The following is a 20,461-nucleotide window of genomic DNA, read 5'->3' as shown; positions in this document are numbered from 1 at the left end:
TGGGAATATTCCGAGGTGGTAGCAGGAATACGCATATCCAAATGTGGGAGCGGGCTTGCTCGCGAAAGCGTCTTGTCAGCCAACACATGTGTTAACTGATTCAGCGCATTCGCGAGCAAGCCCGCTCCCACATTTTTAGATCGCTCGTACAACCAAATCAGCGGTTCTGCACCCGCTCAATCGCGGTGTCATACACCGGGTTGGCCTTCTGCTCTTTCGCCAACTGGTAGTGACGCAACGCATCCGCAAACTGCCCTGCCGCTTCGTAGATCCGGGCAATGTTGTAGTAAGCGCCGGCGCGCACGGTAGCGGCATTCGCGCCGGTAGCGAGGGCGATAGCCTTGCGGTTGGCCCAGATCGATTCAGCGGTGTTGCCCGCCTTCTGGTAGGCCAGGCCCAGGTTGCCGTAGGCCTTGCCAAAGCTGTTGTCCAAATCGATGGCTTGGCGGAACAGCTCGATCGCCTGATCCAGCTTACCAGCCTGGTAGGCCGCTTCACCCTGCACGTTCAGACGCTTCGCATCGGTTTGTGCGGAAGAGCTGACCGCCACGGCAGACACTGCAACGCTGTCATCCAGCAACGGTTTGACTTCGTTGAGCACGTCCTTGGCTTCCACATTCACACCGCTGAAGGTGTTGATGTCCTGGAAGTCGCCGCTGCCGGTCATGCGGAACACAGTCCAGAGGTTGCCGCTGCGGTTTTTTGGCACGTAGTAGGTGCGCACCAGCGACTGGCCCATGTACACGAACACCTTGGCCTCGCTGTTGGACAGCTGGCGCGAACCCGGGTTGGCCAGGTTGGTGAAGTCATGCACGGCGTACACGTAGCTTTCGCCGTAGTGTTTTTTCTGCAGGGTGATGGTTTCCGGGCCGTAGCTGTCGACGTCGTCCACGTCCAGCTCAGCGTCATCGCCTTTCTGGTTTTCGAAGTAGATGTTGTTGCCCGGGAAGATCATGTGGGAATCGAGGTCTTCCGGGGTCTTGCCCCAGGTCAGCACCACGCGCAGGCCGTCGAGGTTTTCCATCACCGGGCTGATGGCATAGGTCATGCCCTTGCACGGGCACTTCACCACCAGGTTGGAATAGCCAGGCTTCTTGATGATCAGCAGGTTGCTGGCATCATCGGCGGCTTCGCTGGTGAGGGTCACCTGGCCCTGGGCGTTCGTACGACCCACCACGTTCTGTGCGCCGTTGCGTTGCAGCAACACTTCGGCGTCGGCAATTTTCTGGTCCTTGACCACGGCACTCAGCACTTCGATCGGCAACTGCTCGGCCTGGACCGTAAAAGCCACCGCACACAATGACATCGCCGAAGCAACACGCAGCAAACCCATGCTTAACTCCCTTTAAGTAGTGGACGGGATCGTCCTACAAGATTTTGCGGTGAAACATACGCTGAATTCAGGGCGCTGGCGGATTTTTTGCACAGAATGTGACGTGGTTTTATCTGGCCCCAATCGAACTGCCGACTGATTAAACCATGCGTTTATTGCTCCCCACTATGCTCACTACTAAGGTTCGCTCAGTCGTTGCCAAATCAGCGACCGGGCTTGGTCACCCGAATAACAGCAGAGATCAACATGCCAATTTTCTTGGCGTATTTCTTTGAAATTGTATCGGAGTGCCTGTTATGAAAACGCCCAATTTTCCCGCCAATCGCTATCGCCTTCTACGCACCAACTTCACCGACACCCACCCCCTCGTCATAAACACCGAAGCCACCGCCGAAGACATCCAGTCCGCCGCACACCAACGCATCCGCGCTGCCACCGACCTGCTCGAAACCTTCTCCTGCCTGACCTACGAACACGCCGACCTCAAAGACATCTCCCATATCATCAACGGCCTGTACCTGCTCGTTCAGGATGGCTGTGATTTGTTGGAAGCTGCGCAGCACGTCCAGTTGCAACCGACGGTTGATAAGCAATCACCACCCAGCCAGCCACTGAGCTAAAACTGTGGGAGCTGGCTTGCCTGCGATAGCGGATTTTCAGGCTATATGTCTATAGCTGACCCACCGTCATCGCGGGCAAGCCCGGCTCCCACAATGGGTAGGTGTTGGTAAAAAAATCACTGTCAAACCGCAAATGCCGGAAGCCTCTGTAAGAAGCCAACAAACGGTACGTAGCCCTTTTCCGAAACTGCTTAAAATACCCTCTCAGCCCTCTACAGAACCCCCCTTCGACTAACCGACACTAACAACTTCTCAACTTTGTCGGCATAACCACGTGAATATCGAAAGGACTCAACACTTCGGCCACTACGGTGTCTGGCAGTCGTCACGCCTTGCTTCACCCTCAACGACCAATTGCAGCCTTTGGCCGACCGTACCGAGGCAGGTAACACGATGACCGAATATTCTCCATGGATCATTCTCATCATCTTCGCCGCACTCGCCTTCTTGTTCGACAGAAAGATGAGGCGTCCTGCCTTCAGAACGTGCGTTGGGGTCGCACTCGTAGTCACAGGTCCGGCACTCTTGTTTGGCGCCACACGCTGGATAACAGAGTTACAATTTGACAGCATTCCGTTACTCGCTTTGAGCTACGGCATCAGCTTGTTGATCACCCGAAACAAATACCGCCGCCAACACAACCAGCCCCTTCACCCACTCCTGCGTGCCCCCACCATGAAACTCGCCCCCAACTTCCCCGAAGACCCCGCCATGCAGCGCCTCCTGCAACTGCTGCACGAGGAAATCGGCCTGCCGAAACACAAGACCATTCGCCTGCAAACCTCGATCAACTTTGACCTGGGTTGCGACGGCGGTGAGGCCAAGCAACTCATGGAAGCGCTGGAACAGGAATTTGCCCTCGACCTGGGCGACTACGACACTTATCGTTACTTCAACCCGCCGATCTTTGATGTGTTCCTCAAGCGCCGAGCGAAGGGGCGTGGCGAGAAGGTGCCGTTGACCATTGGGATGCTCTACCTGGCCATCAAAACCAACAGCTGGGATACGCAGACGCTGGAAAACCTGAGCTGAGTAAACACAAACTCCAGCCTCACCGACATTCAAATGTGGGAGGGGGCTTGCCCCCTCCCACATTGATTAGTTCTGCGCTAAATCGGACAAGGACCTTACATGGACGTAATGATGGGCCTGCTGGCCGCCCTGCTCTGGGGCGGTACGGATTTTCTCGTGGGCCTCAATGCCCGCGCCGTAGGCGTTAAACGCGCGGTGTACTTCGGCCAGGCCCTTGGCTTCCTGATCATGACCCTGCTGCTGGCCATCTTCCCTGCCTTCCTGTTAAAAGCCCTCGATGCCCCGCTGAGCGTCTGGTTGATGGGCATCGCCGCCGCGCTGTTCACCGTCTCCGGCGCCCTGGCGCTGTCCAAGGCCTTCGCCCTGGGCAAAGCCGCCATCGTCGCGCCGCTGGTGACCTCCTACGGCGTTGTCACCACCCTGCTGTCGTGGGCCAGTGGCGAACACATCAGCGTGGTCCAACTCGGCTGCATCGCCCTGTGCGTCATCGGCGTGATCCTCTCCAGCATTCACAAAGACAATGGCGTCCCGCACACCAGCTCGAACCGCGCCATCGCCTACGCCATGCTCGCGGCGATGCTGTACGGCACCAGCTTCTGGCTGCAGGGCCGCTACACACTGCCTGCGCTGGGGCCGATCACCATGCTCTGGCTCGGTTACCTGGTAGGCCTGTGCGTGCTGGTGGTGATGGTGCTGAAAATCAAAGACGGCCTGAAGATCCCGCCGCTGAAGAACTGCGCAACGCTGACCGGCGCAAGCCTGATGAACCTGGGGGGCTTCTCGGCATTTTCGTGGGGCGCGATGGCCGGGTCGGTGTCGGTGGTGACGGTGATCAGTACGTTGTCGGGTGGGATTGCGGCGATTCTGGGGTTTGTGTTTTTCAAGGAGAGGTTGTCGGCGGTGCAGGTGCTGGGGGTTGTGCTGGTGTTGGTTGGGGCGGTGGTTTTGCACATCGCACACTGAGCCAGCACGCACAAAAAAGCCGCCCCTAAGGGCGGCTTTTTAACAGCATCCGATTCTTACAACTTCGGACCCGCAGCCTTGATCGCATCGCTCACTTCAAACTTCTTGAAGTTCTCGATGAACAGACCGGCCAGCGCTTTCGCGGCTTCGTCGTAGGCAGCTTTGTCAGCCCAGGTGTTACGTGGGTTCAACAGGCCGGTTTCAACACCCGGTACGGCCAATGGCACGTCGAGGTTGATGGTGTCGAGGTGTTCGGTTTGTGCACCGATCAACGCGCCGCTCTGGATCGCTGCGATGACGCCGCGAGTGGTCGGGATGTTGAAGCGGTTGCCGACGCCGTAGCCGCCGCCGGTCCAGCCGGTGTTAACCAGGTAGACCTTGGAGCCGAAGCCGCGGATGCGCTTGATCAGCAGCTCTGCGTATTCGCCAGCCGGGCGTGGGAAGAATGGCGCGCCGAAGCAGGTGGAGAAGGTCGACTTGATGCCGCCGCCGGAACCCATTTCGGTCGAGCCCACCAGTGCGGTGTAGCCGGACAGGAAGTGGTAGGCCGCTTGCTCTTCGCTGAGGATCGACACCGGCGGCAGTACGCCAGTCAGGTCGCAGGTCAGGAAGATCACAGCGTTTGGCTCGCCGCCCAGGTTCTTCTCGGAACGCTTGGCAACGTGCTCCAGCGGGTAGGCAGCGCGGCTGTTCTGGGTCAGGCTGACGTTGGTGTAGTCGGCGTGCTTGGCATCGTCGATTACCACGTTTTCCAGCACGGCACCGTGCTTGATGGCTTTCCAGATAACCGGCTCGTTCTTCTCGGACAGGTCGATGCACTTGGCATAGCAACCGCCTTCGATGTTGAACACTACGCCTTCACCCCAGCCGTGTTCGTCGTCGCCGATCAGGTAACGGCTTTCGTCGGCGGACAGGGTGGTTTTACCGGTGCCGGACAGGCCGAAGAACAGAGTCACGTCGCCTGCTTCGCCGATGTTGGCGGCGCAATGCATCGGCAGTACGTCGGAAGCCGGCAGCAGGAAGTTCTGCACCGAGAACATGGCTTTCTTCATTTCACCGGCGTAACGCATGCCAGCGATCAGCACTTTTTTCTGGGCGAAGTTGAGGATCACGCAACCGTCGGAGTTGGTGCCGTCACGCTCAGGCACGCATTCGAAGTTGGCCACGTTGAGCACTTGCCATTCTTCACGGCCGGCCGGGTTGTATTGGGCCGGGTTGATGAACAGGCAACGACCGAACAGGTTCTGCCAGGCAGTCTGGGTGGTCATTTTAACGGCCAGGTAGTGGTCTTCTGCAGCCCCTACGTGAACGTGGGAAACGAAGTGCTCTTGCGCGTTGTTGAATGCCTCGACGCGAGCCCACAGGGCGTCGAACTTGTCGGCCGGGAACTTGCGGTTGATCGGGCCCCAGGCGATGGCGTCCTGGGTGGAAGGCTCTTCAACGATGAAGCGGTCAACTGGCGAACGGCCGGTACGGTGACCGGTTTCTACAACCAGCGCGCCAGTATCGGCAAGCACGCCTTCACCGCGCTGCAGGGCTTCTTTGACCAGATCGTCAACACTCAGATCGGTGTATACGGCGTTATTGGCTTGCGTCATGAGGTTCCCCGTCGGCCTATGGCCGAGTGCTCCAAACGTTTTGTAGTAGAAAGTTGCGCACTACTACCGCGAAAAAAGTGGGCCGGATTATGCCAGAAAAGCCCAAAAAGAGTAGGGCCCTCCCGTCAGAACAGCGCTAATCCGGCATTCGTCAGGTGATTTACCTGTGCTTAAACGTTTTAGTGGCGGGTATCGGAAGGCGTGTCGATGCCTGCGCCGGCGAACAATTGGCTGACATCGGCGGCATCGAACAGGTAGCGCTGGTTGCAGAACTGGCAGTCAATCTCGATATGCCCGCCGTGTTCCACTACAAGGTTCTGCGCATCTTCCAGGCCCAGGCTGACCAGGGCGTTGGCCGAGCGCTCACGGGAGCAGCTGCAGTTGAAGCGCAGCGACTGCTCGTCGAACAGGCGCACAGCCTCTTCGTGATACAGGCGGTGCAGGATGGTTTCGTTGTTCAGGCCCAGCAGCTCTTCGGCGGTCAGGGTGCCGGCCAGGGCGGTCAGCTTGCGCCAGCTATCGGTACGCTCATCGTCGTCCTTGATGCGGTCAGCGGGCAATTGCTGCAGCAACAGGCCGCGGGCGCGCTTGCCGTCGGCATTGAGCCAGAACTTGGTGCCAACTTGCTGGGACATCACGAAATAGTTGGTGAAGCAGTCCGACAGGGTTTCGCCGTCGAGGTCGACGATGCCCTGGTAGCGCTGGCCTTCAGTCGGGTCGACGGTGATCGCCAGCACGCCGTTGGCCATCAGGTCGGCAAGGGTGGCATCCGGGGCGATCAAGTCGGCGTCATAACGGGCCAGGCCACGGATTTCACGCTCGCTGGAGCACTCGATCATCAGCATCGGCACCGGGCCTTCGGAGCGGGCCTGCAAGATCAGCAAACCATCGAATTTCATCGTGCCTACCAGCAGCGCAGCCGCCGCCATCAACTCACCGAGCAGTTGCGCGACCGGCTCCGGATAGGGGTGCTTGGCGAGGACTTCGGCATAGCTGCGCTCCAGCGAGACCAGTTCGCCGCGGGCGTCGTTCTCGTCGAAGATGAAGCGTTGGGTGAAGTCGGTATCCGGTAGATCAGTCATAGGTCTGGGTATCTGAATTGATGACAAATTGATTACAAGGTTTATAAAATTAGACGCTTTAGCACCGATTTGGTGCGGCTTTCTCCGGGAAACAGAGAGCTTAATTGAGCGATGAGGGACAGTTTATGAACAATCCGGGTTTGTTCCAAGCCAAGTGGAACCTCCGGCGCTGGGCGCTTTGCAATCTACTCGCTATCGGGCTGCTGTGTTTTTGGCTGTGGCCCACGGGGCAGATGCTGTGTGTGATTTTCGACGAGTGGCTGTTTCATCTGCTCAATGACCCGCTGGCCAGCAGCTCAACATGGCTACACGTATGGGCCGTGGCCAGTTTGCGGCCGTTTGATGCAGTGGTCGGCGTGATTCTGTTGTTGCTGTTGATCCGCGGCGATTGGGTATTCAACGCCGTGCAGGTGCGCCAGGCGGTGTTAGGTTTTGTCGGCATTTTGTTGCTGCTGTTGTTTATCCGCATGCTGTTTTCCAAACTCGCGGCGCAGATGGGCTGGCAACACAGCAGCCCGTCGATGGTGATCAGCGGGGCGATCCAGATGAGCGACTATTTCCCCGGGCTGGAGAAGACCTGGGAGTTGAAGGACCGCTCGAGCCAAAGCTTCCCTGGGGACCATGCCTCGGTGCTGCTGATCTGGGGGATGTTCATGACGGTGTTTGCCAAGCGCATCGGCCAGGTGCTGGTGATCTGGGGCCTGGCGCTGTTGTTCATGCTGCCACGGCTGGTGGCGGGCGCGCACTGGGGGCAGGACGACTATATCGGCGGCGTGCTGCTGGCCCTGCTGGCGTTGGGCTGGGGTTATTACACGCCGTTTGCCGCGAAGGTAACGGCGGTGTTGCTGCGGGTGACAGCGCCGGTGTTCGGGCTGTTTCAGCGAGTGCCCCTGATCAGCCGGCTGAGCGTTGTGAGAGCAGCGCAATAACCTGTGGCATGGTGGCCGGCTGAAGATTTTCTGTGGCGAGCGGGCTTGCCCGCGCTGGGGTGCGAAGCGCCCCCAGAAAGGTTGACGCGAAGTGTCAGGCAAAACCGGCCGCCAGGTTTTGGGGCTGCTGCGCAGCCTAACGCGGGCAAGCCCGCTCGCCACATAAGCGTGCTTGCCGCATAAGCTCTTTAGCCTACGAACAACCCTCGCCACACAAACTAGTCATCGTTGCCACTGCCGCGAAACTTGAACAGGTCGCGGCGTTGCTTCTTGCTCGGTTTGCCATCGGTGGTCATGCCGGTAGCCCCGGCTTTGCGCATGGCGGCAGCATTTTCGCGCTTGGCGATGCTCGCTTCAGTCTCTGCATACAAAGCCTGCGCCTCGGGCGCACCCCGGCGCACGATCGACAGGGCCTGGACCACAACGGTCTTTTCATCAAACCCTGTGCGAATCTGAAACTCGTCTCCGACGCGCGGTTCCTTGCCTGGCTTGCAGCGCTCACCGCGATGGTGCACCTTGCCGCTCTCAATGGCGGCCTTGGCCAAGGCACGGGTTTTAAAGAACCGCGCCGCCCACAGCCACTTGTCCAAACGGACCTTTTCTTCCTCTTCCTGCTTTTGAGCCACTTGAATTCCTCGCTCTGAAAAATGTCGCAACTTTAACGTTGAAACCCTTCGACGCATAAACCCCAAGGCTCACCTAAGATACGCCAGGTAGCATCCTGTTTTCGCGAGGATTCACCGTGACCGACTTTCCCGTTTCACTCACCTCGCCTAACCAACGGTGCGTGGGGTGCCAGCAAAGCGAGCCTCTGGGTTTCGATTTCGCTTTTGCCTACCAGCCAATCGTAGACCTTCGGGACCATTCGATTTTTGCCAACGAAGCCCTGGTGCGCGGCGTCAATGGCGAAGGGGCAATGTCGGTACTGGAGCAGGTCAACGACAGCAATCGCTACCGCTTCGACCAGCGCTGCCGTACCCAGGCGATTGCCATGGCTGCAGCCCTGGGGATGCAAACGCACCTTTCCATCAACTTCATGCCCAACGCCGTGTACCGCCCGGAGCTGTGCATTCGCAGCACCCTGGAGGCGGCTCGCGCGCACAATTTTCCACTTGACCAGCTGATTTTCGAGACGCTGGAAAGCGAGCATGTAGATAACTATCGCCATTTGACGAATATTCTGCGTGAATATCGCGAATTCGGTTTCAAGACCGCCATCGACGATTTCGGCGCGGGCTATTCGGGGCTGAATCTGCTGGCCGATTTCCAACCTGACTTGATCAAACTCGACATGGCGCTGATCCGCGATGTCGACCAGGATCGTGTCCGTCAGGTGATCGTCCAGGGGATTGTCACAATCTGTGAGCAGTTGGGGGTTACTGTCATCGCCGAAGGCATCGAAAGTGCCGGCGAGCGCGATTTCCTGTCCGACTGTGGAATATTTCTGATGCAGGGCTACTGGTTCGCCAGGCCCGCATTCAAAGCCCTGGCCGAGGTATCTCCGCGCGCCTGGGCAAATTGACCGGTTACCCATATTGAAGACATTTGACCATTTGACCGTTGTGGGTCTGCGTGAGTGGGTGGCACTTCCCGACCTGGGAGTGGCTGGCCTGCGCGCGAAGATCGACACCGGTGCCAGTACCTCCAGCCTGCACGCCACCGACATCGAGCCGTTTGAGCGCGACGGTGAAAAGTGGGTGCGCTTTACCGCGCACCTGGGCAGCGTGGTGCAACTGCGTCACCGCCGCTGCGAAGCGCCCCTGGTGACGATGAAAACCATCAAGAGCTCCAACGGCCATGCTCAGGTGCGCTATGTGATCAGCACCACCCTGGCGCTGGGTGATCGGGTATGGCGGGTGGAGTTCACCCTGGCCTGCCGCAAAGCCATGCGTTACCGGCTGCTGCTGGGTTCCAAGGCGCTGATTGACGGCCATCTGGTGGTCAACCCCGGCGTCAAGTACGTTCAAGACAAGCCGGTGTTCCCGGTCTCTACTATTTCTGTCCCAGGTGCTGCATGAAGATTGCTGTGCTGTCGCGTAACCCGCGTCTGTATTCCACCCGCCGCCTGGTCGAGGCCGGCACCGAACGTGGCCATGAAATGGTGGTGATCGACACGTTGCGTGCCTATATGAACATTGCCAGCCACAAACCGCAGATCCACTACCGGGGCAAGCCGCTGGAAGGCTTCGATGCGGTGATCCCGCGGATTGGCGCTTCGGTGACGTTCTATGGCTGCGCGGTATTGCGCCAGTTTGAAATGATGGGCGTGTTCCCCCTCAATGAATCCGTAGCCATTGCGCGCTCGCGGGACAAGCTGCGCTCGCTGCAACTGCTGTCGCGCAGGGGCATCGGCCTGCCGGTGACCGGTTTTGCCCACTCCCCGGATGACATTCCGGACCTGATCGAGATGGTCAACGGCGCCCCATTGGTGATCAAGGTGCTGGAAGGCACCCAGGGCATCGGTGTGGTGCTGTGTGAAACCGCGACGGCCGCTGAGTCGGTGATCGAGGCGTTCATGGGCCTGAAGCAGAACATCATGGTGCAGGAATACATCAAGGAAGCCGGCGGTGCGGATATCCGTTGCTTCGTGGTCGGCGACAAAGTGATTGCAGCGATGAAGCGCCAGGCCAAGCCGGGGGAGTTCCGCTCCAACCTTCACCGTGGCGGCAGCGCCAGCCTGATCAAGATCACCCCGGAGGAACGCATGACCGCGCTGCGGGCTGCCAAGGTCATGGGGTTGGCCGTGGCGGGTGTGGATATCCTGCGCTCCAACCACGGGCCGCTGGTGATGGAGGTGAATTCATCCCCGGGCCTGGAAGGCATCGAGACCACCACGGGTAAGGATGTGGCGGGCATCATCATTCAACATCTGGAGAAGAATGGTGGGCCGAATATGACTCGGACCAAGGGTAAGGGTTAACAACCGCTCCCACTGACACTACATAACTAAATGTGGGAGGGGCGGTGCGACGATTCGACTTGCCCCCTCCCACATTTTGATATTTGTTGCTTGTTAGACCGCGTCTCTGGGCAGCATCAAGCCGAGCGGCAAACGCACCCGCGCTTCCAAGCCGCCTTCCTCACGATTGCGCAACTCAACATTGCCGCCGTGCATCGACGCAATCCGCCGCACAATCGCCAGGCCCAGACCGGTGCCCTTGCCACCCCGGGCACGGTCGCCACGGGTGAAGGGGTTGAAGATGCCTTCCAGTTCATCCGGGTCGATGCCCGCCCCTCGGTCCATCACACTCAGCACCACGTAAGGCGCCGCACTGTCACCGGACACGTACGCCGCCACTTCCACATCGGAACCGGCGTGGTGCAAGGCGTTGCCGATCAGGTTGTTCAACAGGCGCTTCATCGAGACCCTGCGCAACGCAAATGGCTGGATCGGTTCAAGGCGCATCCGCACCTGTTCGCCGTTCTGGTTGTAGGGCGCCACCACTTCACGCACCAGGTCCGTCAGGTCGACTTCTTCCACAACCTCATCGCGGCCATCGCGGATAAACGCCAGGAACTGGTCGAGAATCGCGTCCATGTCCTCGATATCGCGCACCATGTCATCGGTGAGGTCCGTGTGGTTACCCATCAACTCCAGGGACAGGCGCAACCGCGTCAACGGTGTACGCAGGTCATGGGACACCCCCGCCAGCATCAGCTCGCGTTCGCGCCCGGCCTGTTCGACGTCCTCTGCCATCTGGTTGAACGCGCCGTAGACTTCGGTCATCTCACTGGGCGTATCGCTGACCGGCAGGCGCACACTGCGCCCCTGCCCCAACTGGCGTGCAGCAAACACCAGGCGCTTGAGCGGCTGGTTGAGCTGGCGCACGAAAATCCACGCCGACGCCGTTGAAAGCAACCCGATCGCCAGGAACCAGCCCAGCACGTTCCAGATCTTCTGCCCCCGCAGCGGATGCGGGTACAGCGGCACCTTGATCCAGGCATCGCCCAGGCTTGGCGCCCTCACCCACAGCGCAGGCGAAACATGCATACGCAAGCGCACCTCGGTGTCATCCCCAAGCTCGGCCTGCATCTGGCGCTGGTAGATCTCGCTGTAGGGCCAGTGCTGCTCGCCCTCCGGCACGCCAGCGCCGTCAACTCGGATCAACGTCGACGCCTTGGCTACCTTTTCGCGATTTTCAGGGTCTACGGCCCAATAAGCCCGCAGTGTCAGGGCGACACCGTGGCTGTACTGCCGATCCACCAGCACGTCTTCGTTCATCAGCAGATAAACCAGCGTGAGTGCCTTGGAGAACAGAACGACGATCAGCACCAGCCAAAGGGTGCGGGAGAAGAAACTTTGCGGGAACCACAACGGGGTTTTCATAGAAGACGGCTAAACACCTTGCAGGAATGAGCGGCGCTCGCAGAATTGCAGACGCCGGGCATCCCGTCGACTCTCATGGAGCCAAACGCCAGGATACCCGCCCCTGCAAATCATCGGTCACTTGGTTGCGGTGCCATCCGGCACAAACACATAACCCACGCCCCACACCGTCTGTATATACCGTGGCTTGGACGGGTCCGGCTCGATCATCCTGCGCAGACGGGAGATCTGCACGTCGATGGAGCGCTCCAGGGCGTCCCATTCCCGGCCACGGGCCAGGTTCATCAGCTTGTCGCGGGTCAGCGGCTGGCGCGCGTTCATCACCAGGGCCTTGAGTACCGCGAATTCACCCGTGGTGAGCATGTGCACTTCGTCGCCGCGCTTGAGCTCACGAGTGGCCAGCGACAGTTCGTAGTCGCCAAAGGTGACGCTTTCGTCTTCGCTGCCCGGCGCGCCCGGTACCGGGGGTGCCTGGCGGCGCAATACGGCCTTGACCCGGGCCATCAACTCGTCAGGGTTGAAAGGCTTGGCCAGGTAGTCATCAGCGCCCAGTTCAAGGCCCTTGATGCGGCTCAGCTCATCACCCTTGGCGGTGAGCATGATGATCGGAATCTGGTTGTTTGCGCCGCGCAGGCGTTTGCAGGCGGTGAGGCCGTCTTCGCCCGGCAACATCAGGTCGAGTACGACCAGGTTGAATACTTCACGCCCCAACAGGCGGTCCATCTGCTCGGTGTTCGGCACCGCGCGGGCACGATAGCCCTTGGAGTTGAAAAACCGCTCCAGCAGGCTGCTCAGCCCCGGATCGTCATCAACGATGAGAATTTTTTCGCCTTCAGCAGTTTGTGCAGTGCTGCTCATTAGATGCTCCTCTTATCTCGGCGCGCATTATGGCGTAGCTGCCGTTATACGCACCGTGTGCATTGTTAGCAGATTTTTCCTGTACTGCCAGCGAACCCGCGTCCTACAACCACGGGCGCAGTACCCCTCAAGAGCAGAACGCTGGTTATAATGCGGCGCCTTCGTGCAGGGCAACGTCAGATCGTTACCGTTTACTGCCGGGCTTTTTTCACCCGCTTGTCGTGATTTTTTCGATTTCGAGGGTCAATAGGCTGCCTCTTGACCCAGGCAGCGGCGCCGGTCGGGCCGCTCAACCAGCCTCGCCAGGCCTTGTTTTCCGGGCCTGCGAGCTGCTTTTAAGAATTTCAGGTGGTTTTATGGACAGCATCAACAGCCGCATCGCCGAGGAACTCGGTGTACGCCCACAACAGGTCGAAGCGGCCGTCGCGCTACTGGATGAAGGCTCCACGGTGCCTTTCATCGCCCGTTACCGTAAAGAAGTGACCGGCAGCCTCGACGACACCCAACTGCGTCACCTGGAAGAGCGCCTGCGCTACCTGCGAGAACTCGACGAACGGCGCATCAGCATCCTCGCCAGCATCGAAGAGCAGGGCAAGTTGACCCCGCAGCTTGAACGCGACATCAAGCTCGCCGACACCAAGACCCGCCTCGAAGACCTTTACCTGCCCTACAAACAGAAACGCCGCACCAAGGGCCAGATCGCCCTGGAAGCCGGCCTGGGCGAGCTGGCCGACGGCCTGTTCAACGACCCGTCGCTGACCCCGGACACCGAAGCCGCGCGCTTCATCGACGCAGAAAAAGGCGTCGCCGACGTCAAGGCCGCCCTCGAAGGTGCCAAGTACATCCTGATGGAGCGTTTCGCCGAAAACGCCAGCCTGCTGGAAAAACTGCGCACCTACCTCAAGCAGGAAGCCATCCTCAGCGCCCGCGTCATCGCCGGCAAAGAGGAAGAAGGCGCCAAGTTCCGCGATTACTTCGAACACGACGAGCCACTCAAGAGCATGCCGTCCCACCGTGCACTCGCCATTTTCCGCGGGCGCAACGAGGGTATTCTGAGCTCCGCGCTCAAAGTCGGCGACGAGCTGCCAGGCACCATGCACCCGTGCGAAGGCATGATCGGTCAACAATTCGGCATCCAGAATCAGAATCGTCCTGCGGACAAGTGGCTCGGTGAAGTCGTGCGCTGGACCTGGAAGGTCAAGCTCTACACGCACCTGGAAACCGACCTGCTCGGCGAACTGCGTGACGGCGCCGAAACCGAGGCAATCAACGTTTTCGCGCACAACCTGCACGACCTGCTGCTGGCCGCCCCGGCCGGACCGCGCGCCACCCTGGGCCTCGACCCGGGCCTGCGTACCGGCTGCAAGGTGGCGGTGGTGGACTCCACCGGCAAGCTGCTGGACCACGCCACCGTGTACCCTCACGTGCCGCACAACAAGTGGGACCAGACCCTGGCCATCCTGGCCGCGCTGTGCGCCAAGCACGCTGTGGACCTGATCGCCATCGGCAACGGCACTGCCAGCCGTGAAACCGACAAGCTGGCCGCCGAGCTGATCAAAAAATACCCAGCCATGAAGATGACCAAGGTCATGGTTTCCGAAGCGGGCGCTTCGGTGTACTCGGCGTCGGAACTGGCCTCCAAGGAATTCCCGGACCTCGACGTGTCGATCCGTGGCGCGGTGTCCATCGCCCGCCGCCTGCAGGACCCGCTGGCCGAGTTGGTGAAGATCGACCCTAAATCCATCGGTGTCGGCCAGTACCAGCACGATGTGTCGCAGCTGAAACTGGCGCGCGGCCTGGATGCGGTGGTGGAAGACTGCGTGAACAAGGTCGGCGTGGATGTGAACACTGCCTCCGTTGCACTGCTGGCGCGTATCTCCGGCCTGAACACTACCCTGGCGCAGAATATCGTCACTCACCGTGACGAAAACGGCGCGTTCAAGACCCGCGCCGCGCTGAAAAAAGTCGCCCGCCTTGGTGAAAAAACCTTCGAACAGGCCGCCGGTTTCCTACGTGTGATGAATGGCGACAACCCGCTCGACTCGTCGGCCGTTCACCCGGAAGCCTACCCGCTGGTGCAGCGCATTGCCGCCGAGACCGACCGCGACATCCGCTCGCTGATCGGCGACGCCGCGTTCCTCAAACGCCTGGACCCAAAGAAGTACACCGACGAAACCTTTGGTGTGCCGACCATCACCGACATCCTGCAAGAGCTGGAAAAACCTGGCCGCGACCCGCGTCCCGAGTTCAAGACCGCCGAGTTCCAGGACGGCGTCGAAGACCTCAAGGATCTACAACTGGGCATGATCCTTGAAGGCGTTGTCACCAACGTGACCAACTTCGGTGCTTTTGTAGACATCGGCGTGCATCAGGACGGTTTGGTGCATATCTCCGCGCTTTCGGAGAAGTTCATCAAGGACCCGCGTGAAGCGGTGAAAGCCGGTGACGTGGTCAAGGTCAAGGTCATGGAAGTCGACATCCCGCGCAAACGCGTTGGCCTGTCGATGCGCATGAGCGACACCCCGGGTGAGAAAATCGACGGTGCCCGTGGCGCACGCCCAGGCTCGGCGCCGCGCCAGTCGCAGAACAACGCACCGCGCAAGGAAACCACTGCCGCAGCGCCAAGCAACAACGCCATGGCCTCGCTGTTCGCCAACGCCAAGCAGTTGAAGAAACGCTGATGGACATCCCCGCCGGCTTGACCCAGAGCGCATTCAGCGAGCTGATCGGCAGCCGCCTGCAACGCCTGGATGAGGGCGTTGCCGAGGTGGCCCTGACCCTGGAGCCACACCTGCGCAACCGCGCGGGCAAGCTCCATGGCGGGGCGATTTTCAGCCTGGTGGACATTACGATGGGGCTGGCGTGTTCCAGCTCCCATGGTTTTGACCAACAGAGCGCGACTATCGAGTGCAAGATCAACTACATCCGCGCCGTGGAGAACGGTGACGTGCTGTGCACCAGCCGGGTGATTCACGCCGGCAGACGCACCTTGGTGGTCGAAGCCGATGTGTATCAGGACGAACGACTTGTCGCAAAAGCACAGGGCACCTTCGCTGTCCTATAGCTCCCCACCCTCGATTTGAGTTAATTTCGGCGCTGCGACAACGGCGTCGGAATTTTCTTGCTGCGCTATAGCCCAATTCATGGAGTGAAGTAGGCTTTTTCAATGTGAGCCAAATCGACTCAAAACCAGGCGATAACGCCAGTTTCAACTTCACCCTTGTAGACCGTCTTGCCCACCCCCATATTGGGGCGACTGACGCGTGAAGGAATCCAACTTGAGCGAACTTCTCAACCGCCGCCTGGCCCTGCTCGGCAAGCGCGAACACCTCTCCCTGCTAGAGCACTGCTTGCACGGCATCGAGCGTGAATGCCTACGCGTCACCGCCGAGGGTCGCCTGGCACAAACGCCGCACCCCGAGGCCCTGGGCGCCGCGTTGACCCATGAACAGATCACCACCGACTACTCGGAATCGCTGCTGGAGTTCATCACCCCAGCCCTGCCCAACCCGGCCGATACCCTGAGCAGCCTGGACAAGATCCATCGCTTTGCCTACACCAAGCTCGGCAGTGAATACCTGTGGAGCCCCTCGATGCCGTGCCCGTTGCCGGCCGAGGAAGATATTCCGATTGCCTACTACGGCACCTCCAATATCGGACAGCTCAAGTACGTGTATCGCAAAGGCCTGGCCCTGCGTTACGGCAAGACCATGCAGTGCATCGCGGGCATCCACTACAACTTTTCCCTGCCGGAACAGCTGTGGCCATTGCTCAAGGAAGCCGAAGGCTTTGTCGGCACCGACCGCGACTACCAGTCCAACGCTTATATCGCGCTGATCCGTAACTTCCGCCGCTACAGCTGGTTGCTGATGTACCTGTTCGGTGCCTCGCCGGCGCTGGACGCGGGTTTCCTGCGCGGCCGTTCGCACCAGTTGGAAGTATTGGACGCCGACACGCTCTACCTGCCATACGCCACCAGCCTGCGCATGAGTGACCTGGGTTACCAGAGCAACGCCCAGGCCGGGCTTACGCCGTGCTACAACGACCTGAGCAGCTACACCGACAGCCTGCGTGAAGCGGTGGCAACGCCCTACGCGCCGTACGTCGAAGTCGGCACGCACAAGGACGGTGAGTGGGTTCAGCTCAACACCAACATCCTGCAGATCGAAAACGAGTACTACTCCAACATCCGCCCCAAGCGTGTGACCTACACCGGCGAGCGGCCGATCCAGGCGCTGATGGCCCGTGGCATCCAGTACATCGAAGTGCGCTGCCTGGACATCAACCCGTTCCTGCCGATGGGTATCGACCTGCCGGAGTCGCGTTTCCTCGACGCCTTCCTGCTGTACTGCGCACTGAACGACAGCCCGCAGTTCGCCAACAACGCCTGTGGTAACGCCACGTCCAACTTCCTCAGCGTAGTCAAGGAAGGCCGCCGCCCGGGCTTGCAATTGCAGCGCGACGGCGCAGCGGTGGACATGAAGGAATGGGCCACGGAGCTGCTGGAAAAAATCGCACCGTTGGCGGCCTTGCTGGATGAGAGCCACGGCATCCACGAACACAGCCAAGCACTCGACGCCCAGCTGGCCAAGATCAAGGACTCGTCCCTGACCCCTTCAGCCCAGGTGCTGGCGGCGATGGCCGAGCGCAAAGAGAGTTTTGCGCAGTTCTCCCTGCATCAGAGCGAGGTGCATGCCGAGCATTTCCGCAAAGAGCCGTTGCCGGCCGAAGAGCAGGCACACTTTGAAGAGCTGGCGCGTAAATCGTTGGCCCAGCAGGCGGAGCTGGAGCAGAACGAAGTGGGCGATTTTGATGTGTTTGTCGGGTCGTACCAGGCGAGCATTCTGGCGATCAGTAACTAAAGCCTTACGCAAAAAAACCTGTGGGAGCGGGCTTGCTCGCGAATGCGGAATGTCAGTCGCCAGATGTATCGACTGACCCACCGCATTCGCGAGCAAGACCGCTCCCACATTTGGCCTATGCGCGCTCAAGATTCAGGTTCACTTCTTCTAATAAGCTAATTCGAAAATGTTATTTATTTTCTGATTCTTAGATCATTTAGTCTCCTCACACGCCGACCCTCGGCCGCCTGATTGAGGAGCTTCCCCTTGAAACTGCTTACCCCTCTGCGCCTCCTGGCCGCATTGTCCCTGGCCGGTGCCAGCCTGTTTGCCCAGGCGGCGGATGTGACCATTGCCTACCAGACCACCGTGGACCCGGCGAAAGTCGCCCAGGCCGATGGCGCGTACGAAAAAGCCACTAACGCCAAGATCGACTGGCGCAAATTCGACAATGGTGCCGACATCATTGCCGCCATCGCTTCCGGTGACGTGCAGATCGGCTACCTCGGTTCCAGCCCACTGACCGCCGCCATCACCCGCAAGGTGCCGGTGGAAACCTTCCTCGTCGCCACCCAGATCGGCGGTGCCGAAGCCCTGGTGGCGCGTAACGGTTCGGGGATCAACAGCCCGCAGGACCTGATCGGCAAGAAAGTCGCCGTGCCGTTCGTGTCCACCGGCCACTACAGCCTGCTGGCCGCGCTGAAGCACTGGAACATCGACCCGTCTAAAGTCACCATCCTCAACCTCGCACCACCGGCCATCATCGCCGCGTGGAAGCGTGGCGATATCGACGCCACTTACGTGTGGGACCCAGCCCTGGGCGTGGCCAAGGAAAACGGCAAAGTGCTGATCACCTCCGGCGAGCTGGCCAAGTTTGGCGCGCCGACCTTCGATGCGTGGATCGTGCGTAAGGATTTTGCCGAGAAGCACCCGGAAATCGTCACAGCTTTCGCCAAGGTCACTCTGGACGCCTACGCCGCCTACCGCAAAGACCCACAAGCCTGGCTGGCCGATAAGGGCAACGTCGACAAGCTGGTGAAGCTCTCCGGCGCCAAAGCCACTGACATCCCATTGCTGCTGCAAGGCAACGTCTACCCGCTGGCCGCTGACCAGGTGACCCTGCTGGGCGCACCGACCACTAAGGCCGTGACCGACACCGCTGCGTTCTTGAAGGAACAAGGCAAGGTCGACGCCGTGCTGCCGGACTACGCCCCTTATGTCAGCGCCAAGTTCATCACTAACTGATTCGGGAGTTCATCGCGATGGCCTTGCTACAACTGGAGCGCATCAGCGCACAGTACCCAGGCGCCACACAACCGGTACTGTCTGACATTTCACTCGACCTCGGGCCCCAGCAATTGCTGGTCGCCCTCGGCCCGTCCGGCAGTGGCAAGACTTCGCTGTTGAACCTGATCGCCGGTTTTGTCGAACCTTCCGCCGGGCGCATTACCCTCGACGGTGTGCCGGTCAAAGGGCCCAGCGCCGAACGCGGCGTGGTGTTCCAGGACGACGCCCTGCTGCCCTGGCAGGACGTGCTGGCCAATGTCGGCTTCGGCCTGGAGCTGGCCGGTGTGCCCAAGGCGCAACGTGAAATTCGCGCCCGGGAGATGCTGGCCCTGGTCGACCTGGCTGGTTTCGACAGCCGCCGCATCTGGCAGCTTTCCGGCGGCCAGAAGCAGCGCGTCGGCTTGGCCCGCGCCCTGGCGGCCGACCCACGCGTATTGCTGATGGACGAGCCCTTCGGCGCCCTCGATGCGTTCACCCGCGAACAGATGCAAGAGCTGCTGCTGCAAGTCTGGCGGCGCACGGCCAAACCGGTGTTCCTGATTACCCATGACATTGAAGAAGCGGTGTTCCTCGCCACCGACCTGATCCTGTTGGCGCCCAACCCAGGCCAGATCGTCGAACGCCTGCAGCTGGATTTCGGCCAACGCTACGCCGCCGGTGAATCGGCACGGGCGATCAAGTCCGACCCACGCTTTATCGAAACCCGCGAACACGTGCTGGGCAAAGTGTTCTCGCAACGGCAGGTGTCCGCATGAGCAGCTACGAACTCCCCGCCACCGCCGCCAAGCCGGTGGCGCACGCGGTTATCCCGCTGCGTCGCCGCCTGAGCACACGCTGGATCAGTCTGTTGACGCTATTCGCCCTGCTGGCGCTCTGGTGGGCCGTGACCGCCACCGGGCTGATCGAACCGCTGTTCCTGCCGCCGCCGTCCGCCGTGCTGCAAAAAGGCTGGCTGTTGGCGACCACCGGCTACATGGATTCCACCTTGTGGCAGCACCTGGGCGCGAGCCTCAGCCGTATCGGCCTGGGCCTGGGTTTTGCGGTACTCACCGCCGTGCCGGTGGGGATCGCCATCGGTTCCAACCGCATTGCGCGTGGCATTCTCGACCCGCTGATCGAGTTCTACCGGCCGATCCCGCCACTGGCCTACTTGCCGTTGATCGTGATCTGGTGCGGCATCGGCGAGCTGTCCAAGGTGCTGCTGATTTACCTGGCGATCTTCGCGCCCATTGCCATCGCCACCGCGACCGGCGTGCGCACCGTCGACCCGGCCAAGCTGCGTGCCGCGCAGTCGCTGGGGGCCACCCGCGCGCAGTTGATTCGCCATGTGATCTTGCCCAGCGCCCTGCCCGACATCCTCACCGGCGTGCGCATCGGCCTGGGCGTGGGTTGGTCGACGCTGGTCGCCGCCGAGCTGATCGCGGCCACCAGCGGCCTGGGTTTTATGGTGCAGTCGGCAGCGCAGTTCCTGGTCACCGATGTGGTGGTGCTGGGGATTCTGGTGATCGCCCTGATCGCCTTCGCCATGGAAATGGGCCTGCGTGCCCTGCAGCGCAAGTTGGTGCCCTGGCATGGCCAGGCACATTGAGTG

At 60.3% G+C, this 20,461-nt stretch carries 19 protein-coding genes; 13 read left to right on the top strand and 6 right to left on the bottom strand.

The genetic code is table 11. The features are described 5' to 3' along the window. Positions 1–157: 157 nt before the first annotated feature. On the bottom strand, positions 158–1,333 hold the full coding sequence (locus CXQ82_RS01420) for a tetratricopeptide repeat protein (protein WP_101265473.1): 1,176 nt from the start codon (positions 1,331–1,333) through the stop codon (positions 158–160). Between the two features lie 296 nt (positions 1,334–1,629). On the opposite strand from CXQ82_RS01420, the gene CXQ82_RS01415 reads away from it, so the two are divergent. From CXQ82_RS01415 to CXQ82_RS01405, 3 genes are all read left to right on the top strand, one after another. Next, complete coding sequence (locus CXQ82_RS01415) at positions 1,630–1,953, top strand: hypothetical protein (RefSeq protein WP_101265471.1); 324 nt, start codon at positions 1,630–1,632, stop codon at positions 1,951–1,953. A gap of 675 nt (positions 1,954–2,628) precedes the next feature. After that, positions 2,629–2,985 (top strand): DUF1493 family protein, encoded by a 357-nt coding sequence (locus CXQ82_RS01410; protein ID WP_101273707.1) that lies wholly within the window; start codon positions 2,629–2,631, stop codon positions 2,983–2,985. Between the two features lie 99 nt (positions 2,986–3,084). Further along, positions 3,085–3,948 carry a DMT family transporter gene (locus CXQ82_RS01405; protein WP_256581870.1) on the top strand — a complete coding sequence of 288 codons (864 nt, stop codon included), beginning with the start codon at positions 3,085–3,087 and terminating at the stop codon, positions 3,946–3,948. 56 nt (positions 3,949–4,004) lie between these two features. On the opposite strand, the gene CXQ82_RS01400 is transcribed toward CXQ82_RS01405, so the two are convergent. Both CXQ82_RS01400 and hslO read right to left on the bottom strand, forming a co-directional pair. Next, entirely contained in the window at positions 4,005–5,546 is a 1,542-nt protein-coding gene (locus tag CXQ82_RS01400) for a phosphoenolpyruvate carboxykinase (RefSeq protein ID WP_101265469.1), read from the bottom strand. A 179-nt stretch (positions 5,547–5,725) separates the two neighbouring features. Next, positions 5,726–6,628, bottom strand: a complete 903-nt coding sequence (hslO, locus tag CXQ82_RS01395) for an Hsp33 family molecular chaperone HslO (RefSeq protein WP_101265467.1) — start codon at positions 6,626–6,628, stop codon at positions 5,726–5,728. Between the two features lie 125 nt (positions 6,629–6,753). Between hslO and CXQ82_RS01390 the strand changes: the two genes are divergently transcribed. Beyond that, on the top strand, positions 6,754–7,557 hold the full coding sequence (locus CXQ82_RS01390) for a phosphatase PAP2 family protein (protein ID WP_101265465.1): 804 nt from the start codon (positions 6,754–6,756) through the stop codon (positions 7,555–7,557). Positions 7,558–7,775: 218 nt separating this feature from the next. Here the strand turns inward: CXQ82_RS01390 and CXQ82_RS01385 are convergent, their stop codons facing one another. Next, on the bottom strand, positions 7,776–8,183 hold the full coding sequence (locus CXQ82_RS01385) for an RNA-binding S4 domain-containing protein (protein ID WP_101265463.1): 408 nt from the start codon (positions 8,181–8,183) through the stop codon (positions 7,776–7,778). A gap of 116 nt (positions 8,184–8,299) precedes the next feature. Here CXQ82_RS01385 and CXQ82_RS01380 point away from each other — a divergent pair, with 116 nt between their 5' ends. From CXQ82_RS01380 to rimK, 3 genes are read left to right on the top strand one after another with little or no spacing between them, the layout of a single operon-like run. Next, positions 8,300–9,079, top strand: a complete 780-nt coding sequence (locus CXQ82_RS01380) for an EAL domain-containing protein (protein WP_101265461.1) — start codon at positions 8,300–8,302, stop codon at positions 9,077–9,079. Positions 9,080–9,125: 46 nt separating this feature from the next. Then, positions 9,126–9,575, top strand: coding sequence for an ATP-dependent zinc protease (locus CXQ82_RS01375; protein ID WP_177409934.1), 450 nt, complete (start codon positions 9,126–9,128; stop codon positions 9,573–9,575). Further along, positions 9,572–10,477, top strand: coding sequence for a 30S ribosomal protein S6--L-glutamate ligase (rimK, locus tag CXQ82_RS01370; RefSeq protein WP_003171022.1), 906 nt, complete (start codon positions 9,572–9,574; stop codon positions 10,475–10,477). The genes CXQ82_RS01375 and rimK overlap by 4 nt, the downstream gene beginning before the upstream one ends. A 93-nt stretch (positions 10,478–10,570) precedes the next feature. Here the strand turns inward: rimK and CXQ82_RS01365 are convergent, their stop codons facing one another. Together CXQ82_RS01365 and ompR are read right to left on the bottom strand one after the other, a co-directional pair. Beyond that, on the bottom strand, positions 10,571–11,884 hold the full coding sequence (locus CXQ82_RS01365; protein WP_101265457.1) for an ATP-binding protein: 1,314 nt from the start codon (positions 11,882–11,884) through the stop codon (positions 10,571–10,573). A gap of 117 nt (positions 11,885–12,001) precedes the next feature. Then, positions 12,002–12,742 carry a two-component system response regulator OmpR gene (gene ompR / locus CXQ82_RS01360; protein WP_015373500.1) on the bottom strand — a complete coding sequence of 247 codons (741 nt, stop codon included), beginning with the start codon at positions 12,740–12,742 and terminating at the stop codon, positions 12,002–12,004. Between the two features lie 356 nt (positions 12,743–13,098). On the opposite strand from ompR, the gene CXQ82_RS01355 reads away from it, so the two are divergent. The 6 genes from CXQ82_RS01355 to tauC all read left to right on the top strand — a co-directional run bounded on the left by CXQ82_RS01355 (position 13,099) and on the right by tauC (position 20,458). Continuing rightward, positions 13,099–15,423 carry a Tex family protein gene (locus tag CXQ82_RS01355; RefSeq protein WP_101265455.1) on the top strand — a complete coding sequence of 775 codons (2,325 nt, stop codon included), beginning with the start codon at positions 13,099–13,101 and terminating at the stop codon, positions 15,421–15,423. Continuing rightward, positions 15,423–15,806 (top strand): PaaI family thioesterase, encoded by a 384-nt coding sequence (locus CXQ82_RS01350; protein WP_101265453.1) that lies wholly within the window; start codon positions 15,423–15,425, stop codon positions 15,804–15,806. The genes CXQ82_RS01355 and CXQ82_RS01350 overlap by 1 nt, the downstream gene beginning before the upstream one ends. A 214-nt stretch (positions 15,807–16,020) precedes the next feature. Continuing rightward, a complete protein-coding gene (gene gshA, locus CXQ82_RS01345; RefSeq protein ID WP_101265451.1) occupies positions 16,021–17,604 on the top strand; it encodes a glutamate--cysteine ligase in 1,584 nt (527 codons plus the stop codon). Positions 17,605–17,850: 246 nt separating this feature from the next. Further along, positions 17,851–18,828 carry a taurine ABC transporter substrate-binding protein gene (gene tauA / locus CXQ82_RS01340; RefSeq protein WP_101265449.1) on the top strand — a complete coding sequence of 326 codons (978 nt, stop codon included), beginning with the start codon at positions 17,851–17,853 and terminating at the stop codon, positions 18,826–18,828. 17 nt (positions 18,829–18,845) lie between these two features. After that, positions 18,846–19,625 carry a taurine ABC transporter ATP-binding subunit gene (gene tauB / locus CXQ82_RS01335; protein WP_101265447.1) on the top strand — a complete coding sequence of 260 codons (780 nt, stop codon included), beginning with the start codon at positions 18,846–18,848 and terminating at the stop codon, positions 19,623–19,625. After that, positions 19,622–20,458, top strand: a complete 837-nt coding sequence (gene tauC / locus CXQ82_RS01330; RefSeq protein WP_101265445.1) for a taurine ABC transporter permease TauC — start codon at positions 19,622–19,624, stop codon at positions 20,456–20,458. Before tauB ends, tauC begins: the two co-directional genes overlap by 4 nt. The last annotated feature ends 3 nt before the right edge of the window (positions 20,459–20,461 follow it).

This window comes from Pseudomonas sp. S09G 359 (genome assembly GCF_002843605.1).
In the GTDB taxonomy this organism is placed as follows: Bacteria; Pseudomonadota; Gammaproteobacteria; order Pseudomonadales; family Pseudomonadaceae; genus Aquipseudomonas.
The sequence above is the reverse complement of the archived record's forward strand: the minus strand, read 5'-3'. Positions and strand labels throughout refer to the sequence as shown.

Bases quoted from the DNA above. Each gene is read 5' to 3' on its own strand.
- CXQ82_RS01420 (WP_101265473.1), bottom strand. From the start codon at position 1,333: ATGGGTTTGCTGCGTGTTGCTTCGGCGATGTCATTGTGTGCGGTGGCT.
- CXQ82_RS01415 (WP_101265471.1), top strand. From the start codon at position 1,630: ATGAAAACGCCCAATTTTCCCGCCAATCGCTATCGCCTTCTACGCACC.
- CXQ82_RS01410 (WP_101273707.1), top strand. From the start codon at position 2,629: ATGAAACTCGCCCCCAACTTCCCCGAAGACCCCGCCATGCAGCGCCTC.
- CXQ82_RS01405 (WP_256581870.1), top strand. From the start codon at position 3,085: ATGGACGTAATGATGGGCCTGCTGGCCGCCCTGCTCTGGGGCGGTACG.
- CXQ82_RS01400 (WP_101265469.1), bottom strand. From the start codon at position 5,546: ATGACGCAAGCCAATAACGCCGTATACACCGATCTGAGTGTTGACGAT.
- hslO (WP_101265467.1), bottom strand. From the start codon at position 6,628: ATGACTGATCTACCGGATACCGACTTCACCCAACGCTTCATCTTCGAC.
- CXQ82_RS01390 (WP_101265465.1), top strand. From the start codon at position 6,754: ATGAACAATCCGGGTTTGTTCCAAGCCAAGTGGAACCTCCGGCGCTGG.
- rimK (WP_003171022.1), top strand. From the start codon at position 9,572: ATGAAGATTGCTGTGCTGTCGCGTAACCCGCGTCTGTATTCCACCCGC.
- CXQ82_RS01365 (WP_101265457.1), bottom strand. From the start codon at position 11,884: ATGAAAACCCCGTTGTGGTTCCCGCAAAGTTTCTTCTCCCGCACCCTT.
- ompR (WP_015373500.1), bottom strand. From the start codon at position 12,742: ATGAGCAGCACTGCACAAACTGCTGAAGGCGAAAAAATTCTCATCGTT.
- CXQ82_RS01355 (WP_101265455.1), top strand. From the start codon at position 13,099: ATGGACAGCATCAACAGCCGCATCGCCGAGGAACTCGGTGTACGCCCA.
- CXQ82_RS01350 (WP_101265453.1), top strand. From the start codon at position 15,423: ATGGACATCCCCGCCGGCTTGACCCAGAGCGCATTCAGCGAGCTGATC.
- tauB (WP_101265447.1), top strand. From the start codon at position 18,846: ATGGCCTTGCTACAACTGGAGCGCATCAGCGCACAGTACCCAGGCGCC.
- tauC (WP_101265445.1), top strand. From the start codon at position 19,622: ATGAGCAGCTACGAACTCCCCGCCACCGCCGCCAAGCCGGTGGCGCAC.